The organism is Nitrosomonas communis, assembly GCF_024102715.1.
Lineage (GTDB): Bacteria > Pseudomonadota > Gammaproteobacteria > Burkholderiales > Nitrosomonadaceae > Nitrosomonas > Nitrosomonas communis_B.
This window is the reverse complement of the sequence record NZ_JAGFJM010000104.1, coordinates 32,297-53,952: the sequence shown is the minus strand read 5'-3', so window position 1 is coordinate 53,952 and position 21,656 is coordinate 32,297. Positions and strand designations below refer to the sequence as shown.

The window sequence follows — 21,656 nt, the reverse complement described above, 5'->3', positions numbered from 1 at the left end:
TTTTCTTGCGCTCAAACAATGGCGTGGTATTGCCACCCGCTATGCCAAGAACCTCTCTTCATTCATCGCCATCGTCCAGATTCGTTGTCTCGCACTATGGCTCAAAGTCTCGTGACGACACTATCTAAGAAATACATTTCAGTTTTCCTTTGTAGAAAGCTCTCATTGCTGATTACTTAAAAAAACCATGAGTATTTTTCGTATTCTTAAAATTGCTGATATTTTTACCATAGGTAATCTATGCTGTGGGTTATTAGCTATATTTTATGCTTCTAATGAACATTTCTCTTTTGCTATATCATTCATGCTTCTTGCACTGGTCTTGGATACGCTGGATGGTAAAATAGCAAAGCTTATGCACCAGCAGAATTTATTTGGTAAGCAACTAGACTCGCTGGCTGATCTTATCTCTTTTGGTGTTGCTCCCACTTTTTTTTATTATTCGTTGTGCGAGCCTGGTATTGGCATAATCCTCATCTTAATATTATATGTCGTTTGTGGCATGCTGCGCTTAGCGCGTTATAACATCTCTGATGGAGAGGAATTCGAAGGTGTACCTATCACTGTGAACGGGATCATTTTCCCTTTGTTATATTTCTTATATATTTTCCAGCCTGTTAGTATCGTAATCTGGCCAGTTGTTTATGCCATCATGAGCATATTAATGGTTTCCAACTTTAAGCTAAGGAGAATATTTTAATCTCTTTGGATTCAATTTCCTGCCTCTAAGAGATGTTAGAAATAAATGATAGTCATTCCGAAAGAGGTTAAAACGGCATAGTACCCCGCTGCTTGCTGCGGGGATAGTCGCTTTTAAGTATCGCTATTTTATCAAGTACTCCTCGCTCCTACCTCATAAAGCAGTAAGTTGGAAGACACAAATTTGATGTGGTATATTGCCTTTAAGCAGCGCTAGTTTTTACCTTATTAAGAAATTGACAAAAAGAAAATGTTATTTCTCTTACTGGAGAAAATTTTGTTTAAGAAAGCAATAGGCTGTCTCTTCACAAAATATTTTCAGTTTAGAATAGATTTACTTCTGCAGTTGTTTTCCATATTTACGATTAAACTTCTCAACCCTTCCGGCAGTGTCCACAATTTTTTGTTTCCCGGTATAGAAAGGGTGACAAGCAGAACATACCTCTATATGCAAAGGTTTATTTAAGGTGGAACACGTCTTAAAGACATTGCCACAACTGCATGTTACTGTTATTTCCTGATAATCTGGATGAATCTCTACTTTCATAATCTCACGTCCTCAATTCCTGTATCGCTTTATGGTTATATCTAAAAAGCCGCATATTATCCTTTAATAAAGGAAGGGGTGCAACTTTGGAAAGTTCATGCCGATATTACCATTGCTATCATAAAAAATAATACAAAAGTTTACAGCTAAATAAATAATTTATACTCGACGCATTGAATCAAAAAAATCAGCATTACTTTTTGTTGCTTTAATTTTATCAAGTAAGAATGACATCGCATCCATATCATCCATCGGATAAAGTAATTTTCGTAAAATCCAGATTTTCTGCAATATATCTTGCGGCAACAGAAGCTCTTCTCGCCGAGTACCGGAACGATTAACGTTAATTGCCGGATAGATGCGTTTCTCGGCCATCCGACGATCAAGATGAATTTCCATATTGCCAGTTCCCTTGAACTCTTCGTAAATGACATCATCCATCCGCGAACCCGTGTCCACCAGAGCAGTAGCAATAATAGTGAGAGAGCCACCCTCCTCTATGTTCCGCGCAGCACCAAAGAAACGTTTCGGGCGCTGCAACGCATTGGCATCCACCCCCCCTGTCAATACTTTGCCCGATGCTGGCGCGACCGTGTTATAAGCGCGCGCTAGTCGTGTAATGGAATCAAGGAGTATCACCACATCTTTTTTGTGCTCCACAAGCCGTTTGGCTTTCTCGATTACCATATCGGCCACTTGAACATGGCGCATGGCAGACTCATCAAAAGTAGAAGAAATGACCTCACCTCTGACAGAGCGAATCATTTCGGTCACTTCTTCGGGGCGTTCATCGATCAATAGCACCATCAGAATAACATCCGGATGATTCGCCGCGATTGAATGCGCAATGTGTTGCAGCATTACGGTTTTCCCGGATTTTGGACTCGCCACTAGTAAACCACGCTGGCCCTTTCCAATGGGAGCGATAAGATCAATGATCCGGCCGGTAATGTTCTCTTCAGATTTGATATCACGCTCTAATACCAAACGTTCAGTAGGAAACAGTGGCGTCAGATTTTCAAACAGAATTTTCCGTTTGGAGTTTTCTGGCGGTTCGTTATTGACTTTGTCGACTTTTACTAATGCAAAATATCGCTCTCCATCTTTGGGAGGGCGGATTTCACCATCAACTGAATCACCGGTATGCAAATTGAAACGCCTAATTTGACTGGGTGAAATATAAATGTCATCGGGACCAGCCAAATAGGAAGTATCGGGTGAGCGTAAAAATCCAAAGCCGTCCTGCAAAATTTCCAGGGTTCCTTCCCCAAAAATACTTTCATTTTTACGCGCTTGGTTTTTTAACAAGGCAAAAATCAGGTCTTGTTTTCGCAAGCGGTTGGCGCCTTCAATTTCATTGGCTACTGCCATTTTTATTAATTCAGAAACATGAAGACTTTTAAGATCGGATAAACGCATGAGGAAACTCGTGAAAATAATTGAGAAAGAAAAAATAGATGCTAAACACTCAGGAAGAAGAGTATTGCCAATAGGGAAAAGTCAATTTGAAGCGGTAACTCTTATAAGCTTTAAGCTTACTAGGGCGTGAATATTAGAGGCAAGCCTAATAATTTTATAAATGGCTGTCAATAAATGCTGTCAATTGAGATTTTGAAAGAGCACCCACTTTGGTTGCTTCAATATTGCCATTTTTGAAAAGCATGAGGGTAGGAATACCGCGGATTCCATATTTTGGAGGAGTAGCTTGATTTTCATCAATATTAAGCTTTGCAACTTTAAGTCGCCCACTATACTCATTCGCTACTTCATCCAGAATTGGAGCAATCATCTTGCATGGCCCACACCATTCTGCCCAATAATCAACTAATACAGGCATGGGTGATTGTAGTACTTCTGCTTCAAAAGTTGCATCTGTAATATAGTGAATATGTTGGCTCATGAAATCCTCATTCAAATTTAATTATTAAGTTAATATAGACGAACACAACTAGTGCATTGCACCAATGAATAGAATAGATCTGCCATCCCTGACAGCAAATCGAATTAACGCTGAAATAGAAATACTTAAGTTTATGATTGCTTATACTATAGAAAATTCCTGTAAATGGGAAGTATTGTCGTACACTACAATTAAACTTCTATAAATTTCTTTGAAAAATTAAAGCATCCTGTAGAAGAAATGAATGATGAAATCAAATTTTCTAGCTTGCCGTTCAATATAAAAATAAAACAGGATATACCGTTTAATATGTCTAATCAATTTAACGCGAGACAAAAATTATGCATTTGATTCTGCGTAATCGCCTACATCAAACATTCACATTGTTTATTGGCTTATTCTTGATTTTTCGCAGTGAAACGCTAATCGCCTCTCCGTTGCATCCAGAAATCAAACACTTTATTAACGAGATGGTTGTACAGCATGGATTCAATCAATCCAAACTTGAAGATGTATTTAGTAAGGTACAATTCCAACCTTCAGTCATTGATCTTATCTCAATGCCGACTGCACCAATACCGTGGAGCAAATATCGCTCTCGCTTTATTAACTCACAACGTATAAAAAGTGGCGTTAATTTCTGGAATGAGCATGCACGGAAACTGGAACAGGCAAGCCAAACATTTGGTGTGCCAGAAGAAATTATTGTAGCAATTATTGGCGTTGAAACGGCTTATGGCGTAACGATGGGCAATCACCGTATTATCGATGCGCTCACGACTCTGGCATTTGATTTTCCTAAGCGCGCTGAATTTTTTAGAAGTGAACTGGAGCAATACCTGCTCCTTGCGCAGGAACAGCGTTTTGATTTATTCAGTATCAAAGGCTCTTATGCAGGTGCTATCGGTATTCCACAATTTATGCCAGGAAGTTATAGGCGCTATGCCATCGATTTTGATGGTGATGGAAAAGCTGATTTAACAGACAATGCTGCGGATGCAATTGGTAGTATTGCCAACTATCTTAAGGAATATGGCTGGGAAACAGGTGGACCAACCATAACCCGTGCACATGTCCCTACCAAGAGTGACCATTATCAGCAAATCTTACTTGCAGGCATTGAACCAGTCCATACAGTAAAAAAGCTTCGTGCAGCCAATATTATCCCGCTAGAGACGATAAACGATGAACGTCTAGCAGCTCTCTTAGAATTAAAAGATGATGACAATATACAATATTGGCTTGGGTTTCAGAATTTCTATGTCATTACGCGTTATAATCGCAGTACTTTTTATGCAATGTCAGTACTACAACTTGCTGAAGCAGTTCGGGCAGCACGAAATTCAGGGTTGCGATAAGTTAATAATTTACTAACCAGACTCATTGATTAGCTATTTACTCACCTATTCTTGAATTTCTATATGCCTTTATCTTTTAAAAACCACAACATGATCAGCTTCCAGCTTGATGCCAATTTTCTCGCCAATAGCGTGGTTATGGTGACTTGATATGAGTGATAGTGCTGTTCTTCCAGTAGGCAACTTCAACGTATAAAGAATCTCAGCACCTCGGAATGCTTTATGCATGACCACTGCCTGTGAAGTGCTTTCATTACTATACACAATGTCATCCGGTCGTATTAATACATCTACCTCGCTTCCAATATGGCAAATTTCATTATCGGATTCACATTGATGGTAAATGTGTTCAGTTAAAATACCCAGCTCCGTCTCGATTTTACCTGGAGCAAGCACTTTACCGGGGAGAAAGACACCTTGGCCAATAAAGTTGGCAACAAAACGATTGGCAGGACGATGGTATAAATTATAGGCCGTATCCCATTGCATAATTTTTCCTTGATGCATGACGCCTATCACATCTGCTACTGAGAATGCTTCATCTTGATCATGTGTTACCAGAATAGCAGTAATATGCTGATTCTTCAAAATATCGCGTACTTCCAGACTTAGACGTTCACGTAAGCTGATATCCAAATTAGAAAAAGGTTCATCCATTAATAATAAATCAGGGTTGGGCGCCAATGCTCGAGCCAATGCGACACGTTGCTGCTGTCCGCCGGAAAGCTCATGTGGATATTTATTGGCCGCTTCAGTCAAGCCTACGGTTTGCAGTAAGTCAGAGACGCGTTGTGTGCGTTCAACCGTAGATTTACGATGCAGTCCAAATCCCACATTTTCCGCTATTGTCAGATGAGGAAACAATGCGTAATCCTGGAATACCATACCGACACGTCTTTGTTCAGGCGGCAGGCTAAAGTTAGCGCAACTAACCATTATCCCGTTAAGTAATATTTCACCTGCAGTCAGTGGCTCAAAACCGGCAATACAGCGCAACACAGTCGTTTTCCCACAACCGCTGGGGCCTAACAAGCAACCAATCTCTCCTTTTTCCAAATCAAACGATAAATAGTTAATAGTTGTCTGCTTACCGTAAGCATGCCTAACCTGGTGTAATTTCAGTAATGTATCCACAGCACTATTTGTCGGTCTGTCGCATTAATAAAATAATAGGTACCAATCCTGCTAACACTAAAGTCACCGCCGGTAATGCAGCTTGTTCCCATTCCCCTTCTGATGTCAAAGCAAAAATACGCACAGCTAAAGTATCCCAACCAAAAGGACGGGTCATCAAAGTGATTGGCATTTCTTTCATTACATCCACGAAAACCAGTGTTGCTGCAGTAAATATACCTGCTTTCAACATCGGCAAATGAATGCTTCGTAATACTGCCCAGCCGCTCAAACCGAATCCCATCGCTGCCTCGTCTATGTTACGGGTAATGCGTTGCATAGCGCTATCGATAGGATAATGACCGACAGCAAGGAAGCGTGTCATATAAGCAATCAGCATTACCCCGAGCGTGCCTTGAATCAGTAAGTTAGTTTCAATTTGAAACAGCAACGACAGCCATTCATTCAACTGATTATCTAGCCAGGCAAATGGAATGAAAATACCTACAGCCAATACTGCTCCAGGCAAAGCATAGCCAATAGTCGCTATACGTACTGCAATCCGGGTAAGGATATCAGAATGCAAGCGGACTGCATAAACCAGCAATATTGCAATAAAGCAGGTAATTACAGTGGCCATTGCTGATAGCAGCACTGAATGCAAGAGAAATTCAAGATAGCGTTGGTCAAAACTTTGCAGTAAAGAATTAGCAGCCCAGATACCCAATTGCATAATTGGCATCACAAATGCAAAAAATAAAACACTCGCAGCAAAAAAGCTAGCTGCTTTGGCCTTCCAGCCTGAAAGTAAGATGCCGCCGGCGCGTGCACTCCTTTTCGTCTCTGCAAAGCGCATCCGCAGCCGGAATTGTTGCTCGATAATAATGAGCACAAAGACAATGACAATCAATAACGATGCAAGCTGAGAAGCAGCAGGTAGAGAAAACATGCTAAACCATGCTTTATAGATCGCCGTGGTAAAGGTATCGTAATTAAATACCGCGACTGTGCCAAAATCTGCCAGGGTTTCCATGAGTGTTAGCATGATGCCGCCTACAATCCATGGGCGCGCCATCGGCAACGCCACCTTAAAAAAACCCTGACGACGATTAAGGCCCAGTGATTGTGCTACTTCCAGCAAACGCTTTCCTTGTGTGAGAAAGGCATTACGTGCCATTAAATACACATAAGGATAGAAAGCCAGCGTCATGACAACAATCACCCCTCCTCTTCCATATAAATCTGGAAACCAGGTTAACTCTGATCCCAACCAAATGCGCAGACTGGTCTGAACTGGGCCGGTATAATCAAATAAGCCAAGTACAACAAATGCAGTAACATAGGCGGGAATGGCTAATGGCAGCAATAATGCCCAGGAAAAAAACCTGCTGCCTGGAAACTCGTATACTGCGGTAAACCAGGCAAGACTGACACCCAATAATGACGTACCGGCAATAACCCCGACTGAAAGCCAGAATGTATTGATTAATAGACTAGAAAGTGTCGTTTCAACGAGATGCTGCCAGACTTCATTTGCTGGCATAAAGAAAGAAGAGAAGACGACAATGACCGGAGTGAATACCAGTGCCGCAACGAGAAACGGGATTAGTCGCCATATACTTACTTTATGTTTCAAGAGAAAAAAGGGACGACTAATATCGCTATTTTTTTCTTCTACGGTAGAATACTTTTCATTGTTCACATGCATCCACTAGTTTATCGATAACCAGCCCGATCCATTAATTTTACTGCTGTTGTCTGTAATTCCCCAGCCTTGACAATATTCATTGGATTTTGCTTGAATGCTCCCCAAGCCGAAACGGCTGGACTAGGTTTAACCTGAGGATTGACTGGATATTCCATATTGACATCAGCAAACAAATTTTGCGCTTTCTCTGAAGATAAAAATTCCAGCAATTTAATCGCCGAACGCTCATTTTTGCTGAATTGAGTAATACCAGCACCGGAAATATTGACATGCACGCCGCTATTGCTCTGATTTGGCCACAAAATTGCTAAAGGTAAAGCAGGATTACTTTCCATCAACCTACCATAATAGTACGTATTGACCAGAGTCACATCACATCGCCCTGCTGCCACAAATTCTAAGGCTCTCGTATCATCAGGCAGAGGATCAGTTGCGAGATTGGCAACCCAGCCTCTCACAATTTTCTCAGTTTCAGCTTCACCATGTTCGGCAATCATCATGGCAACGAGCGATTGATTGTAAACTTTCTTCGAAGTGCGCAAACATAATCTTCCCTTCCATTTCGGATCAGCTAGGTCCTCATAGCTAGAGAGATCAGAAGGTTTTACCTTTTGCGTATTGTAGACGATAGTACGAGCCCGCACCGAGAGACCAAACCATTGCCCTTGTGGATCACGTAAATAAGTAGGAATATTCGCTTCCAATATAGGAGAAGAAACAGACTTTAACACTCCCGTCCGAGCGGCTTCCCATAAATTCCCCACATCAGCAGTGATCAAGACATCAGCTGGTGTTTTTTTACCTTCAGCCTTGAGTCTCGCTAAAAGAGCACCTTCCTTGTCTGTCGTAAATTTGACCTGAATACCTGTTTCATTGGTAAAAGCATCAAACATCGGCTTGATAAGCTGCTCAATTCTTGCTGAATACACTACGATCTGTTCTGCTTGCACCACATTGGCGGCCAACAGGAAAATAGAACAGCTTGTGATCGCAACAAAACGTTTGATAAAAAATAGTTTAGGCATTTATTAAATATGAAGTATGAAAATGTCAGGAGATATCATCCTACAAAATTTTAAAGCATTATACTATAAACAAGAATAGTTATCAGTTATCCCGCCGTTTCAGAGAGCGGTTCACGCCGATTTACTAGGATGCATCACCGATTGCCAGCAATGGCGCTGTATATTTCAGTCCAAACACTTCTGCCACCGCTGGGTGTGTCACAAAACCACGATGTATATTAAGGCCATGTTGCAAAGCACGATCATGACACACAGCGTCTAAACCTTCATTCGCTAGACGCACGACATAAGCAGCTGTTTGATTGTTCAGCGCAAAAGTACTCGTGCGGGGAACAGCGCCTGGCATATTGGTAACACAATAATGCAATACCCCGTCAACTTCATAAACTGGGTGGCTATGCGTGGTTGGATGTGTGGTCTCGACGCAGCCACCCTGATCAACCGCCACATCAACGATAACCGAGCCGCGGCGCATATGTGATAGCATATCCTTGGTGATTAACCAGGGCGCACGTCCACCCGGAATCAATACTGCACCAATAACCAGATCAGCCTGATAAACGAGTTCTTTGATATTGAGGCCATCACTCATACGTGTTAATAGTTGTCCTCGGAAAATATCATCCAGGTATTTCAAGCGTGCATGATTCACATCCAATACTGTTACTTGAGCGCCCATACCAACAGCAGCTCTGGCAGCATTAGCACCTACTATGCCTGCACCCAGAATTGCGACATTGGCAGGCGCTACCCCGGGAACACCACCCATCAGAATACCCCGGCCACCCAAGGTTTTTAGCAAGTAAGAAGCCCCTATTTGAATCGCCATTCTTCCGGCTACTTCGCTCATAGGGGCCAATAATGGCAACTCGCCCGATTCTGTTTGCACAGTTTCATAAGCGATGCCTGTCACCCCAGCAGTCAACAGCGTTTCAACCAGCGCTTTATTTGAGGCCAGATGCAAATAAGTAAAAAGAATCAAGTCATGGCGCAAATAGCGGTACTCCAGTTCTGTTGGCTCCTTTACTTTGACCACCATTTGCGCAGACCAGGCATCTTCAGCATTAGAAACAATATCAGCTCCCGCTGATTTGTAATCCTCATCAGTAAAAGAGCTTCCTAACCCCGCTCCGGTTTGCACTCGAACCTGATGTCCATATTCTACTAATGTATGCACGGTCCCGGGAGACATGCCGACACGATATTCATTATCCTTGATTTCTTTGGGTAATCCGATGATCATTACTTAATTCCCGCTTTTGTTATTCAGAGTGATTCTTTTACTCTTTTTTTATCCTTTTTCATAGCATCCATTGATTGATTCATAAAATTAGCCTTGTTTTGTCGATGCGATGCACCATGTAGCAGCCTCACCATACAGGCTGAAAAAATTCCGGAAATTTTCCAGCAGACCATGGTTTCAGCTTTCTAACTAGTAGACTGTTCCAGCATAATGGTTACAAAAACACCGTTCGGCCTGAGCTTGTCGAAGGCTGATTGATGTCAGTTGTTTAGCAGTTCGACAAGCTCACCGCGAACGGTAATGGTTTTACTGGAACGATCCACTAGCGATCAATAACGATTTCCAGGTTCATTCATCCGGAAACCTGAACAATTAGGTATACCGAATTTCTCTAACTTATCATCAAAATAAGTGACGCATACCCACTGTCCAGGTACCACGATCACGATCTATTACACTGTTTTTATCGATTACGTTTACATGCTGATAGCCACCAAACAGATTCGTGCGTTTGCTTAGGCTATATAATGCGCCAACAGTAAAGCTTTTGGATTTGCGGCTTGCAAAAACATCAGTTTTGTTCGCATCTGTCATACCACCCTGTGCGACAAAAGTCGCATTTCCTAGCTTGTATTGTCCTCCTGCATACCAGATGCTACCGTTCCCGCCAGGATTCATTGCGGTATTACATTGCCTGGTCGACACATCACCTATTGCACCTAGAGCAGCTGCATCCGAACATGTTGCGGCACCCAGTGCGTCACTGATATAGTCATATTGGCCCTGAAGACGGAAATTTCTGTACGACCAGACCCCACCGATTCGTCCCACTTCTTCAGTTTTTAAATTAACTACTGTTATTTGTTTTTGAGCAGAGCTTACGTTGTCCCTGGAATAACCACCAAATACCTCCAGTTTATGTTCTTGAATCTCTAAGGCATATTTAGCAGCAAACTGGATATCCCATTCACCATTTTCACCACCGGTATTGCCAATATTTCTGCCCTGCCCACCAAGAATACCGCCAAGATGTGCTTCTAGCTTGTTTGCATCGCCAGGCATTAACAGCACTGCAAAGGAAAAACCATTAAAGGTTGCAGAGGTAAAGCGTACCACGCTATTCACTGCAGAATACGATCCTGAACCAAGACCGTTTGCGCTGGCGATCATGGTACCGCCACTACCAGTGGCTTGCAGTGTGGTGTAGACGAACGGGTCAATCGTCCAGCCGCCAGCAAAGTCTGCAAATGGGGAATGAGTGCGGCCAAATTTTAATGTGCCAACTGAATCCTTGGATATCCCGACAAATACTTCCCGATTACCTACTGGTCCACCATTCGTGTTGAAGCCGAAATCAATCATTGTGACCACTTTAAACCCGTTTCCCAAATCTTCGAAAACACGCAGACCCCATGAAGAAAAAAAGGTTGGATCATTAACCGTTGTCTGGCTGGAGAAACCTTCGATATTGATACCGCTATATTCGGCCTGAATCCGGCCAACAAGCGATAAATTTGTTCCATATGCGGATGTCACGAGGGCAGTTGCAAGTAAGCCAGTTAATGCGACGAAAACGAATTTGCTATTCATGATGAATTACTGTGTAGAAATTAAATTGGTAAGAAATATAAAAATAAGTTGTTATAAATTAAATGCATAAATAAGTGTGTTGTAAGCAAATTAACTGAATTTATAATCATATTTCTGTTTTACCCAAGTGATCATTGCAATGGACGCCAATACTTGCATGGAATTAACTATGTTTCTGCCGGTTAAATCCTGGATATGTAATTTCTGGAAGAACCACAAAAGATCTTTTTTGCGGACAGTATTTTTATTTACAGAAAAATTACTAACACGCTAAAAAGTGCCGATGATTTTTGAAAAAAACAGAATCTGAATCCACTTCTTATTTATGCAATAAGCATTATTATTAAAAATCATGGTTCAAATAGCTGTGAGTTTTCTCACATGAAGTAAGCTGCTCAGTCTTTACACTGGTTGATAAGACGTTGCTGTGCTGGAACCTGGATTAAACCTGTTGTATTGGTTCAGTTACGGATCGTTTCAAATCGAAAGAGGTATTTTTCGATGTAGTGGTCTTAAATGATTGGAATATAGCTATTTCGATGCATTAAGACTTTATTATCAATATGTTGCAAGAGGGATTTTTAATGTTGTCAATGAAGAAGTTTTCCATCAGGAAGCTGGCCCGGATTATTCCCGTGGCAAGCATGTGCGTATTCGCTTTATCCGCAGGCTCTATCAGCGCGGCTAATGATCAGGCGCCCTTACCAATCAACCAATTTCCAAATGTCTATAACAATTATTTGCAACCGGTAGCAACGGCTATCGATTATCACAGCGGCAGTATTTATCTATTTAACTATGAGAACGACAAGCTAGTCATCATTGATCCAACCAATCTCGCTGGTTGGCCTGGAAAAGTTCCATTGCAGCATACAATAGTATTACCGGAAGGAAATAAGGTTTATATCACATCCGATACGACAGATGAACATCCAGCCTATATTATTGCGCTAAGAGTAGACAATGTTGATTGGAACGCCGGTACTGCCTCAGTAGCGGTGGAATCTGTCATGACAGCTGGAGACGGTGCAGGCGAACCCAGTGAATTTCCATTTGTTGAACCCGTCAACAATGTCCAGAATATCCCTAATTGGGTAATAGGCCGGGGACCCCAAATCCATGGTCCTACCATCTTACCTTATTCAAATTATATTTACTTTACCGAATTTACTTCTGACAGGGTACGTGTTGTCAATACCAAAACAAATCAGTTGGTAGAGAATGTTGACCCTATCAGGATTCCGGGTTACACAGAGCAAACGCATGGTATCAACTTCAATAAATCCGGCACCATAGGCCTTGGCACAGGGTATTTCTTCGACAATAGCATAATTGATGTCTATAAACCGAACAGAGAAACTGGCGAGCTGCAACCTGTAGGCCAGATCATGTTAGGAGATGAGAAAAAACATGCTGCTTTCAGTCATTTTACGGTTTGGTTAGATGAACGCTACGCAGTTACGGCAACGATGCAGCTCGATAAAACTTCGTTAACACCTGCAACTACTGAAAAAATTATTCCACCGAGTGTCTGGTTGATTGATGCTGTCGCAGGAACTGCAACCAAAATTCTAGATCGCTCTAAAAATGCCAATGCACCAGGTGTTTTCCGTTCTGCATCCGACATTGCTGTTGTTAATGGCAAGCTCTATATTGCGGAAGAAGATTCACTCGATTTCACATTTGCTGATGATGGTTATATATCTGTTTACGATTTAACTGATCGCTATCAACCAAAATTTATCAAGCGGCTTAAGCCAGGTGCAGAGCTTCCAAATGGATTTGCTATCGCACATACGATCGCACCTACGCCTGATAATCGCCATATAATTGTGGCAAGCTGGGTTTCTGGCTACGTAGTCAAAATCGATACTTCGACAGATACGGTCGTGAAAGTATGGGGACCTAATGACGGCCTGGTTAAGCCGCATGGGATATTTACTGCGGGCACTCTGCGTTAATAGTTAGTGCTGTTTATTCGGCTCATCTGCTTTTACTCAAGGATTGTCGTGTGGGTAAACGTCAAGATGAGCCGGTTCAAATATAAAACAAAGCGATCAGAAAATTGAAAAGAAAGAGTAAATAAATGATACAAAGTATTTTGCAAAGAAAATATTCTTCAACGGTAGTTGCGCTGACCCTTCTTTTTACGCAAGCCAGCATCGAAGCTGCAACGGTCATCTTGCCGCGTCCAGTACCACTAAAGGCTGAAACAATTTCTCATTTGCAGCAAGCGCATCCAAGCGAGAATAAACAATGGCAATTAGTAGTATTTGGATTTACGCGTTGTAGGGATATCTGCCCTATGTCACTGGCTAATTTATCCATGTTGATTAAAGCTGCTGCCAATGAGCAGATTAAACTAGATGGAACCTTTGTAACAGTGGATCCGGACAGGGATTCGGAAGAAATTTTATCGAGCTATACAAAAAGCTTCGACGCAAACATCGCTTACTTACGGTTTGAAGGTGAAGAGCTGGCGCGTTTCAAAGCTACTTTTGGTGTAGAGACTGTTTTTTATACGAAAAACGTCGGTAACATGCAGAACTATCAGGTAGATCACAGCACGTCGGCTTTTCTAATTGATCCTTCAGGAAAGATTAGAGTTATCTTTGATGCGCTTGAAGATACAGTGAATATTGCAAAAATGTTTCGCGAAAAAAGGGAGTTCTTCAAATCATGAAGTGGACGCTAATATTCATATTTTTATTTATGATAACCAGGTCTGTTGCTGCCATGCAAATCGAGGCCGATCCCCGTACCATCTCGTCTTTTATGGATAAATCCTTGACACCAGCACTGGATATTCTCCAAGTAACAACTGATATTTCAGCAGATAATCATTTGCTGTTCCGAGTCAAAACAAGAGGGGAACAAGTCAACGAGGAAAACAACGATTATGTACTCTTGCAAATTCTGCATGAAAAAACTTATCTTTTTCTGCTTCCGTTAAATAAAACAAAAACGGAAAAAGCCTTAGTGTATGAGGGTACCCTTGATCCCGAAAACCATAAATTGTCAGAAACCAGCGGAAAGTTTACAGAATACAATTTGCCAGCAGGCTTTACCGCTACGCGTACCGTTCGAGGCGCTGAATTCACCATCCCACTCGATTGGATCAATTACGCTGCTGATTTCAATTTTGATGCCTATACTATTCAGGCGAGCACGCTAGAAAATACGTTACAAATTGACAAAGTATATGATCAGGCAAGAAAGGGACGTAAAGAGGAGAAACGATACTCTGCCATTACACTGCTCAATAAAATTTGCTCACCCAAGAAGCGATAACTCCTGGATTATTCTTATTATCTGAGTGTATACAGTCCATTCTTTATCTGATCATCATAGCTCGACAAAATAATTGGCTGCTGCAGAATCTATGGATACCTTGGTAAATTCTGGAGGCTGATTTAGAAAATGAGCATGATCAATGATGTGCTCCATCAAATCACGCGGATGACTACCCACCAAAGGCCGGTTCTGCTTACGGTAGTGATTGTTCAAGAGATAATCGGTAACATCGCTATCATAATGAACGCCTTGTTTCTGACAGATACGACGTAAAATCTCCTTGAACTCGGTTTCGGTCTGATATTGCACATGTATCTTATGGCGGATTCGTCGTAGAAATGCGTCATCAACCAGATCCAATGGATTCAAATTAGTGCTAAACACGGTAATCTGATCAAAAGGTATCTCGAATTTCATGCCCGTGTGCAGCGATGGGAAATCAACGCCACGCTCTAACGGAATAATCCAGCGATTGAGTAATTGGCGTGGCTCGATTCGTTGCCGGCCAAAATCGTCCAGAATAAAGACACCATTTCCTGCCTTCATATGGATAGGCGCTTCGTAGAATTTGCTCGCATAGTCATAACGCAATTCCAACATATCCAGCGTGAGCTCACCTCCCACCATCACAACTGGCCGGTAGCATTTTTTCCAGCGTGGATCATAGGTCAGGCTCATTTTAAGATCAAGCGAGCAATCTTCTGCTGTTTTTTTATCTTCGACAGGCGTATGAATAGATGGATCAAAAAAACGTATCACCTGCCCTCCTGCCTCTATCGCTTGCGGCAGATAGATCTCCCCCGGGATACCGCGTCCTAACGCCTCGGCAATACTTGTTTTCCCTGTTCCCGGTGGACCATATAGAAAGATCGAACGGCCTGAAGAAAATGCGGGGCCCAATTGACTGAGTAATTTGTCGCCGATAACCAGATGCTTCAAAGAAGAATCAATCCATTCTTTATCCAGCTCAACTTGGCGGACACTCTGCCGTGTGAGCATGAACGAGTAATCTTCCAATGGAACAGGCGCAGCTCCGACATATAGACTGATATTAAATGCTGCCTCTGCCCTTTCACGCCCGCGTTGGGTTAATTCGAGCACTTGCGTAGTACTGGTATAGCTGGAAGAAGTACGAATTGCAGCCAAATTATCAACCCTGACCAACTCTATCAGCTCTTCTATAATACTGAAAGGAAGTGAAAGCACATTCGCCATGCGTTGTAAGGTAAAAGTACCTGCTTCCAGATAAGCTGCTTTAAGCAATAAATCAACCAGATAAACGTCAGTTAAACCAGTATCGGCTATTTTTAGAGGTATGGGTGGCGCAGGATACAGAAATTGATGCAACTGCTCTCTGGTAAGGTAACCCAAAGAAATGATTGCATTGGCCAGGCGTCCGCCGGCACGTCTCTGCAAGGCAATCGCCTCGTCCAGTTGCGTAGGGGATAGAATACCCTCTTGAACAAGCAATTCACCGATCGACTTTGCCACGCTATTTATCCTTTCATAAAAGCTATTTCACCCCTGCTTCATGCGCCTGTTGATCAGCATGATAGCTCGACCGCACCATTGGACCACAAGCAGCATTACTGAAGCCCATTTCAATCGCAATACGCTCAAACTCCTTGAAGCCTTCTGGTGATACATAACGCATGACAGGCAGATGCCCGATGCTGGGTTGGAGGTATTGACCGATGGTAAGCATATCGACATTGTGCTCCCGCAAATCTCGTAATACTTCGATAATCTCTTCATCGGCTTCTCCAAGCCCTAACATTAGGCCAGATTTAGTAGGAATTGCAGGAAAAGCAGCTTTAAAGTCTTTCAACAACTTTAGAGAATGGGCATAGTCGGCACCAGGGCGGCATTGCTTGTATAAACGCGGTACAGTTTCCAGATTATGATTAAGCACATCAGGCGGACAAGCAGATAGTTTTTCAAGCGCGACCGCAAGTCTTCCCCGAAAATCAGGTACCAGAATTTCAATTTTAGTTTGCGGGGAATGGGCGCGTATCTCACGGATGCAATCAACAAAGTGCTGCGCTCCGCCATCCCGCAGGTCATCACGATCGACACTGGTGATCACGACATATTTAAGCTTCAGTGCAGCGATCGATTTTGCCAGGTGTAATGGTTCATCAGGATCAGGTGGTAAAGGTCTGCCATGCGCCACATCACAGAAGGGACAACGTCGTGTGCAAAGATCTCCTAAAATCATGAAAGTGGCGGTACCCTTGCCAAAACATTCACCAATATTAGGGCAGGAAGCCTCTTCGCAGACTGTGTGCAGCTTGTGTTCCCGCAACAACCGTTTGACTTCAAAGTAGGTCTGGCTATTGGACGAACGTACCCGTATCCATGATGGCTTGCGTAATATTTCGCTCGATTGCTGGATATCAATTTTGATAGGATTACGCGCTGTCTTAGCAATCCCTCTTTCGTGCCTATCTGTGGTCATGACGTTAACTATTTCCCCCCTTCAGCAAGTTTTATTTGTAATTTTTCTATCATTTTCTGGCCTAACACGTCCATTTTATCGTCAATGCCCAGATCCTTGATTTGCGTAACGCGCAGACCTGCATAACCACATGGATTGATCGCAGCAAAAGGTGTTAAATCCATATCTACATTCAGTGCGATACCATGGTAACAACAGCCATTCTTGATTTTTAGTCCCAGTGAGGCAATTTTTGCATTGTGCACATAAACCCCTGGCGCCTCTACGCGACCTTCTGCTTCAATCCGGTATGCTCGCAGCAAGTCTATCACAGCCCCTTCCATCTTTCTGACTAGTTCTCTTACATTCAGCTTCAAGCGGCGCAGATCGAGTAATAAGTAGGCAATCAACTGGCCTGGACCATGGAAGGTGATTTGCCCGCCGCGGTCTGTCCTGACCAACGGGATATCATTTTGATAGAGCAAATGCTCCGGCTTACCGGCGATGCCTTGGGTATAGACTGACGGGTGCTGCAACAGCCAGATTTCATCAGGTGTATGGCTGTCACGGTTAGCAGTAAACTCCTTCATGGCCTGCCAGGCTAACAGATAATCGACCATGCCCAGATATTTGGTGTTAATGGCCAGCGGCGAATTTTCTGACCCAGGCCGCATACTTTGCATGATCTCGGAGCCTTAAAATACCATCATTACCATCGGATGATCGTGCAGCTCTTGATAAAGCGCATCCAGTTGGGCACGTGATGTAGCACAGATGGTACAGGTTAAGCTCAAATAGGCGCCGTTCCTGCTGGCCCTTACCTCAAATGCAACCTCATCGAAATCAGGCGCATGATGTTTCACAATACTCAGCACTGCCTGGGTAAATCCCTGCTGCGACCGGCCCATGATCTTGATTGGAAAATCGCAAGGATATTCAATAAGCGAAAACTGCTCTGTCATGGGATGTAGTTAAAACTAATGATGTCTATACTGCGGCAGCATTGCCACCGCGCATCGTAACAGCTTTATATTGCTGATAAAACTGATTGAGTTGTTTGAACATCAAGCCTGGCTTGCCATCACCAATCAGTTTCCCGTCAAGCGATACAATCGGCATAATCTCTTTGGTGGAAGATGTAAGCAATACTTCATCTGCTGTGCGCAATTCTTCTTCAGATATCGCTCTCACCTCATACGGAATTGCATGCGCTTGCGCCAATTCCAAAACGACATCATAAGTAATGCCTGGCAGCATCAAATGGCTTTTGGGCGGCGTTAGCAACACATTGTTTTTGGAGATAAAGATATTGCTAGCTGCGCCTTCGGTCAAGAAGCCTTCGCGCAATAAAACCGTTTCCATGGCGCCTGAATCAACTGCCAGTTGTCGCAGCAAAACATTGGGCAGCAATGATATCGCCTTGATATCACATCTTCCCCAACGATTATCCTGGGCAGTGATCGCCGGAACACCCGTCAATAACAATTCCTGTGGCGGGGTGAGCAATGGATTGCTCATGATGAACACAGTAGGCGCAATCCCTGCTGGGAATGCATGATCACGTTTGGCGACACCACGCGTTATGTGCAAATAAAGATATTGATCATCGCCTTCATTAGCGGCAATAATCTGTACAAGCAGATCCTGCCATTGCTCATCAGTGTGAGGATTCTTCAGGCGGATACCATCCAGACTATGCTGCAGGCGCTGCAAGTGATTTGCGAGACGAAACGGTTTGCGCGAATAAACCGGTATCACCTCATAGACCCCATCACCAAAAATGAACCCTCTGTCCAATACCGGAATATATGCCTGTTCAATCGGCACAAACTTGCCATTGAGGTAAATCATATTTATCAAAAATTAGTTAAAAAGCATCTTGACGCTATCCCACATACGCCCAAAAATACTGGCCTCGCTAACTGCTTCAAGAGAAACAAGCGGATAAGTCGCAACTTCCTGATTATCGATCGTGAATCTAACGGCACCTACTTCCTGCCCATGATTGATGGGTGCAATCAATGGCTGTTTATATTCCATTTTAGCCTTTAATTTTTCAGCCTGGCCTTTGGGCAGAGTAAAATAAATATCGTGATCAAACCCCACTTTGAGGGTATTTTGCGCGCCTTTCCAAACCTGCAAATTAGTAATTTCCTGATTCCTTTTGTATGGGTGCGCTGTATCAAAGAACTGGAAACCGTAATTCAGTAAACGCTGACTCTCCTTGCTGCGCGCATTCGCTGAGGCAGTGCCCATCACGACTGAAATCAATCTGCGCTCATCACGTTTGGACGAGGTAATCAGGCAGTAGCCAGCAGCTTCAGTCCAGCCTGTTTTCATTCCGTCTACATTAGGATCAAGCCACAGCAAACGATTGCGATTGGATTGAGTAATCCCATTGTAGGTATATTCACGCAGTGAATAGAGCGGATAATACTCTGGAAAATCACGAATAATGGCAGCCGCCAGCAGCGCCAGATCGTGCGCAGAACTGTAATGTTTAGAATGAGATAACCCGGTTGAATTCATGAAGTGCGTATTGGTCATCTTCAAACGGGCAGCTTCCTCGTTCATCAGATGCGCAAACATTTCTTCCGAACCGGCAACCAGTTCGGCCAGCGCAACACAGGCATCATTGCCGGATTGCACAATCATGCCACGAATCAATTCATCTACCGTCACCTGCTTATTGGGTTCGATAAACATGCGAGAACCCACCATTTTCCAGGCTGTTTTAGATACAGGCACAACCTGATCCAGCGTAATGCGTTTCTGCTTTAATGCTGAAAACACAACATAAGCTGTCATCAGCTTGGTGAGCGATGCAGGTTCAAGACGCTCATCAGCATTCTGGCTGAGCAGTGTCTGACCAGTGTGAAAGTCAACGAGAGCAAAAGATTTTGCCGCTACCGACAATGTAGGCTGCTGCGCAAAAACAGGGAGTACTGCCAAGCATAGCAGTACGTAAAGTAAGCTCTTCATGGAAACACGAAAAAATTTCATTATAGCTTGCTCACTAATTTTCATAAATCGACCGCATAAATAAAATGGTTTCTCATTTATTTTCTGTTTGCTAGTGAAGGAAGAACAAATAAATTCCTTGATGAATTACAAAAAACCAGGGGTAAATTACTTAAATAGACTGAAAAAATTTTCAAATATTCTGCCTGAATCATGATCAGGTATGAGTTATAAATACCGTTATTTTGCCGCCGGTAATCGAAGTCTTAAAATACAAAGCTAATATGATAACAAATAAGAAATTATGTTTGCTGTCATTTGAATCTCCATCAGTCATTATCCGTTTAATCATAAAACAATCAAGATTAACACTGACTGAATGATGCGCAGCAGATAGCACGCATCTCCTTATTCATTTTCTTATCTGCTTCTCAAACTTTCCAGTTACATAAGATCAGATAGCCACTTGATAAACCACCTGGATCAGCGGGTGCGGGGTAAAATACTGGCCAGTGCCAGCTTGGTGTCCTGCGCGTTCTTCTCCAGCAAACCCTCGTAGGCATCACCCTTCACATCAGCACTCATCGATACTCAGTTCTCCCTGTTGATCAAATCCACGATCAACCACCGCAACTTAGCTGGGTAACCTCAACATCGTCGCCGTACGACACGCCATCATCACGCAACATGTTGCAATAGTTCCAGAGTTTTTAGACGATGGTGTATGTATTCATTTTAGCGGCCCAAGGGTTTCAATTTTTCTGAGTAGTTTATCTGCGGCCAATTGCAAATCTGCAACCAATTGTTCATCGATTTCAAAATCACCTTCATATTCCGCTAGGTTGCGTCGGTCATGACACAAAATCAGCACACGCCAGACTTCTGGCCCAAGACCCAGCGTATGCGGGATACATTGAAAAATAATGTAACGCTTGTCAGATCGATAGCCATGCCAGCGCAACGCCGCCAAGGCTAGCGCATGGGCTGCATTGTAGGCAAGATCAAATCGGCTCTCGATGGATAGCAGGCTGTTATGCGCATCAGTCAATCTTACTCGGCCAGATCGAACGAGACCTTCAAACTCTTTTGCATCAACTTCTTCTCGCTTCAGATAACCAGTTTTGACTAAATTTTCCAGATTAGGCGAGGTCATCTTCCGTACCGATCAAGAAAATCTTGGGTTGCGCCAATACTCTGCTGACAAAGGCATTATCCTCTGCACGTTTGCGAGCTAAATCCTCAAATTTATAAAGCGTTGGGTTGATTGCTCTGCCAAGACGAGTCTCTACTTTAGTCAGTTGAGAGATGACTTCGAAATAAGTCAGATCAGAGGAAATAATCATCACATCGATATCGCTACTCACTCTATCCGCTCCTTTCGCCACCGATCCATAGATAAACGCTACCTTGATCCTGTCGGCAAGGGTGGATAATGCCTCACGCAGTGCGTCAGCTAATCCGAACGTCTTCAGTGCAATACCGCGCAATTCCTCGAAGATGGGTGATTGATGGTTTGCCTGGTAGTGCTTCTGATTACCAATCTGGGTCACAGTCAACAATCCAGTCCTCGCAAGTTTTCCCAGTTCGCGCTGTACTGTACCGATCCCGATACCAGCAAAACGTACGATCTCATTAGCGTAATAGCTTCGATCAGGATTGCCGAACAAGAGGCCGAGAACACGCTGCTGTGTTTTAGTGAACAAAGCATCGCTCAAGCCGGTTTGAATAATCGCATTAATTCCCATTATGGGAATGATAACACCCTTTTCAGGAATGAACAA

The 21,656-nt window shown here is 43.0% G+C and carries 21 protein-coding genes and 1 pseudogene; 6 read left to right on the top strand and 16 right to left on the bottom strand.

Translation table 11 applies throughout. The annotated features are described in order from the left end of the window. Positions 1–115: pseudogene (locus J5I83_RS10020) on the top strand (IS5/IS1182 family transposase); the annotation flags it as partial. A gap of 72 nt (positions 116–187) precedes the next feature. Beyond that, positions 188–700 carry a CDP-diacylglycerol--serine O-phosphatidyltransferase gene (gene pssA, locus J5I83_RS10015; protein ID WP_304055573.1) on the top strand — a complete coding sequence of 171 codons (513 nt, stop codon included), beginning with the start codon at positions 188–190 and terminating at the stop codon, positions 698–700. A gap of 333 nt (positions 701–1,033) precedes the next feature. On the opposite strand, the gene rpmE is transcribed toward pssA, so the two are convergent. The 3 genes from rpmE to trxA form a co-directional block, all read right to left on the bottom strand. Then, positions 1,034–1,246 carry a 50S ribosomal protein L31 gene (rpmE, locus tag J5I83_RS10010; RefSeq protein WP_304055571.1) on the bottom strand — a complete coding sequence of 71 codons (213 nt, stop codon included), beginning with the start codon at positions 1,244–1,246 and terminating at the stop codon, positions 1,034–1,036. A 159-nt stretch (positions 1,247–1,405) separates the two neighbouring features. Continuing rightward, positions 1,406–2,665: a transcription termination factor Rho gene (gene rho, locus J5I83_RS10005; protein WP_304055569.1), complete on the bottom strand. Its 1,260-nt coding sequence runs from the start codon at positions 2,663–2,665 to the stop codon at positions 1,406–1,408. A gap of 154 nt (positions 2,666–2,819) precedes the next feature. Then, complete coding sequence (trxA, locus tag J5I83_RS10000) at positions 2,820–3,146, bottom strand: thioredoxin TrxA (RefSeq protein WP_304055567.1); 327 nt, start codon at positions 3,144–3,146, stop codon at positions 2,820–2,822. Between the two features lie 341 nt (positions 3,147–3,487). Here trxA and mltB point away from each other — a divergent pair, with 341 nt between their 5' ends. Then, positions 3,488–4,504 carry a lytic murein transglycosylase B gene (mltB, locus tag J5I83_RS09995; protein ID WP_304055565.1) on the top strand — a complete coding sequence of 339 codons (1,017 nt, stop codon included), beginning with the start codon at positions 3,488–3,490 and terminating at the stop codon, positions 4,502–4,504. 69 nt (positions 4,505–4,573) lie between these two features. Here the strand turns inward: mltB and J5I83_RS09990 are convergent, their stop codons facing one another. The 5 genes from J5I83_RS09990 to J5I83_RS09970 all read right to left on the bottom strand — a co-directional run bounded on the left by J5I83_RS09990 (position 4,574) and on the right by J5I83_RS09970 (position 11,183). Continuing rightward, positions 4,574–5,638 (bottom strand): ABC transporter ATP-binding protein, encoded by a 1,065-nt coding sequence (locus J5I83_RS09990; RefSeq protein WP_304055563.1) that lies wholly within the window; start codon positions 5,636–5,638, stop codon positions 4,574–4,576. Positions 5,639–5,642: 4 nt separating this feature from the next. Continuing rightward, positions 5,643–7,160, bottom strand: a complete 1,518-nt coding sequence (locus J5I83_RS09985; protein ID WP_304055577.1) for an iron ABC transporter permease — start codon at positions 7,158–7,160, stop codon at positions 5,643–5,645. 173 nt (positions 7,161–7,333) lie between these two features. Beyond that, positions 7,334–8,350 (bottom strand): extracellular solute-binding protein, encoded by a 1,017-nt coding sequence (locus J5I83_RS09980; RefSeq protein WP_304055561.1) that lies wholly within the window; start codon positions 8,348–8,350, stop codon positions 7,334–7,336. A 124-nt stretch (positions 8,351–8,474) separates the two neighbouring features. Continuing rightward, complete coding sequence (ald, locus tag J5I83_RS09975; RefSeq protein ID WP_304055558.1) at positions 8,475–9,593, bottom strand: alanine dehydrogenase; 1,119 nt, start codon at positions 9,591–9,593, stop codon at positions 8,475–8,477. 402 nt (positions 9,594–9,995) lie between these two features. Next, positions 9,996–11,183, bottom strand: coding sequence for a porin (locus J5I83_RS09970; protein WP_304055556.1), 1,188 nt, complete (start codon positions 11,181–11,183; stop codon positions 9,996–9,998). Between the two features lie 593 nt (positions 11,184–11,776). Between J5I83_RS09970 and J5I83_RS09965 the strand changes: the two genes are divergently transcribed. From J5I83_RS09965 to J5I83_RS09955, 3 genes are all read left to right on the top strand, one after another. Beyond that, positions 11,777–13,144: a hypothetical protein gene (locus tag J5I83_RS09965; RefSeq protein ID WP_304055554.1), complete on the top strand. Its 1,368-nt coding sequence runs from the start codon at positions 11,777–11,779 to the stop codon at positions 13,142–13,144. Positions 13,145–13,269: 125 nt separating this feature from the next. Continuing rightward, a complete protein-coding gene (locus tag J5I83_RS09960; protein ID WP_304055552.1) occupies positions 13,270–13,866 on the top strand; it encodes an SCO family protein in 597 nt (198 codons plus the stop codon). A gap of 29 nt (positions 13,867–13,895) precedes the next feature. Continuing rightward, positions 13,896–14,474, top strand: coding sequence for a DUF1292 domain-containing protein (locus J5I83_RS09955; protein ID WP_304055550.1), 579 nt, complete (start codon positions 13,896–13,898; stop codon positions 14,472–14,474). A gap of 54 nt (positions 14,475–14,528) precedes the next feature. On the opposite strand, the gene J5I83_RS09950 is transcribed toward J5I83_RS09955, so the two are convergent. The 8 genes from J5I83_RS09950 to J5I83_RS09915 form a co-directional block, all read right to left on the bottom strand. Then, the gene (locus J5I83_RS09950; protein WP_304055548.1) at positions 14,529–15,968 is read right to left on the bottom strand and encodes an ATPase; all 1,440 of its coding nucleotides are present in this window, start codon (positions 15,966–15,968) and stop codon (positions 14,529–14,531) included. 22 nt (positions 15,969–15,990) lie between these two features. Beyond that, the gene (lipA, locus tag J5I83_RS09945; protein ID WP_304055546.1) at positions 15,991–16,935 is read right to left on the bottom strand and encodes a lipoyl synthase; all 945 of its coding nucleotides are present in this window, start codon (positions 16,933–16,935) and stop codon (positions 15,991–15,993) included. Positions 16,936–16,943: 8 nt separating this feature from the next. After that, entirely contained in the window at positions 16,944–17,597 is a 654-nt protein-coding gene (gene lipB, locus J5I83_RS09940) for a lipoyl(octanoyl) transferase LipB (RefSeq protein ID WP_304055544.1), read from the bottom strand. 12 nt (positions 17,598–17,609) lie between these two features. After that, on the bottom strand, positions 17,610–17,876 hold the full coding sequence (locus J5I83_RS09935; RefSeq protein WP_304055542.1) for a DUF493 domain-containing protein: 267 nt from the start codon (positions 17,874–17,876) through the stop codon (positions 17,610–17,612). Positions 17,877–17,901: 25 nt separating this feature from the next. Further along, a complete protein-coding gene (locus tag J5I83_RS09930) occupies positions 17,902–18,765 on the bottom strand; it encodes a D-amino acid aminotransferase (protein ID WP_304055539.1) in 864 nt (287 codons plus the stop codon). Between the two features lie 12 nt (positions 18,766–18,777). Continuing rightward, positions 18,778–19,896 carry a D-alanyl-D-alanine carboxypeptidase family protein gene (locus tag J5I83_RS09925; protein ID WP_304055537.1) on the bottom strand — a complete coding sequence of 373 codons (1,119 nt, stop codon included), beginning with the start codon at positions 19,894–19,896 and terminating at the stop codon, positions 18,778–18,780. Between the two features lie 709 nt (positions 19,897–20,605). Then, positions 20,606–21,028 carry a hypothetical protein gene (locus J5I83_RS09920; protein WP_304055534.1) on the bottom strand — a complete coding sequence of 141 codons (423 nt, stop codon included), beginning with the start codon at positions 21,026–21,028 and terminating at the stop codon, positions 20,606–20,608. Then, positions 21,015–21,620 carry a nucleotidyltransferase domain-containing protein gene (locus tag J5I83_RS09915; protein WP_304055532.1) on the bottom strand — a complete coding sequence of 202 codons (606 nt, stop codon included), beginning with the start codon at positions 21,618–21,620 and terminating at the stop codon, positions 21,015–21,017. The genes J5I83_RS09920 and J5I83_RS09915 overlap by 14 nt, the downstream gene beginning before the upstream one ends. Positions 21,621–21,656 lie beyond the last annotated feature (36 nt).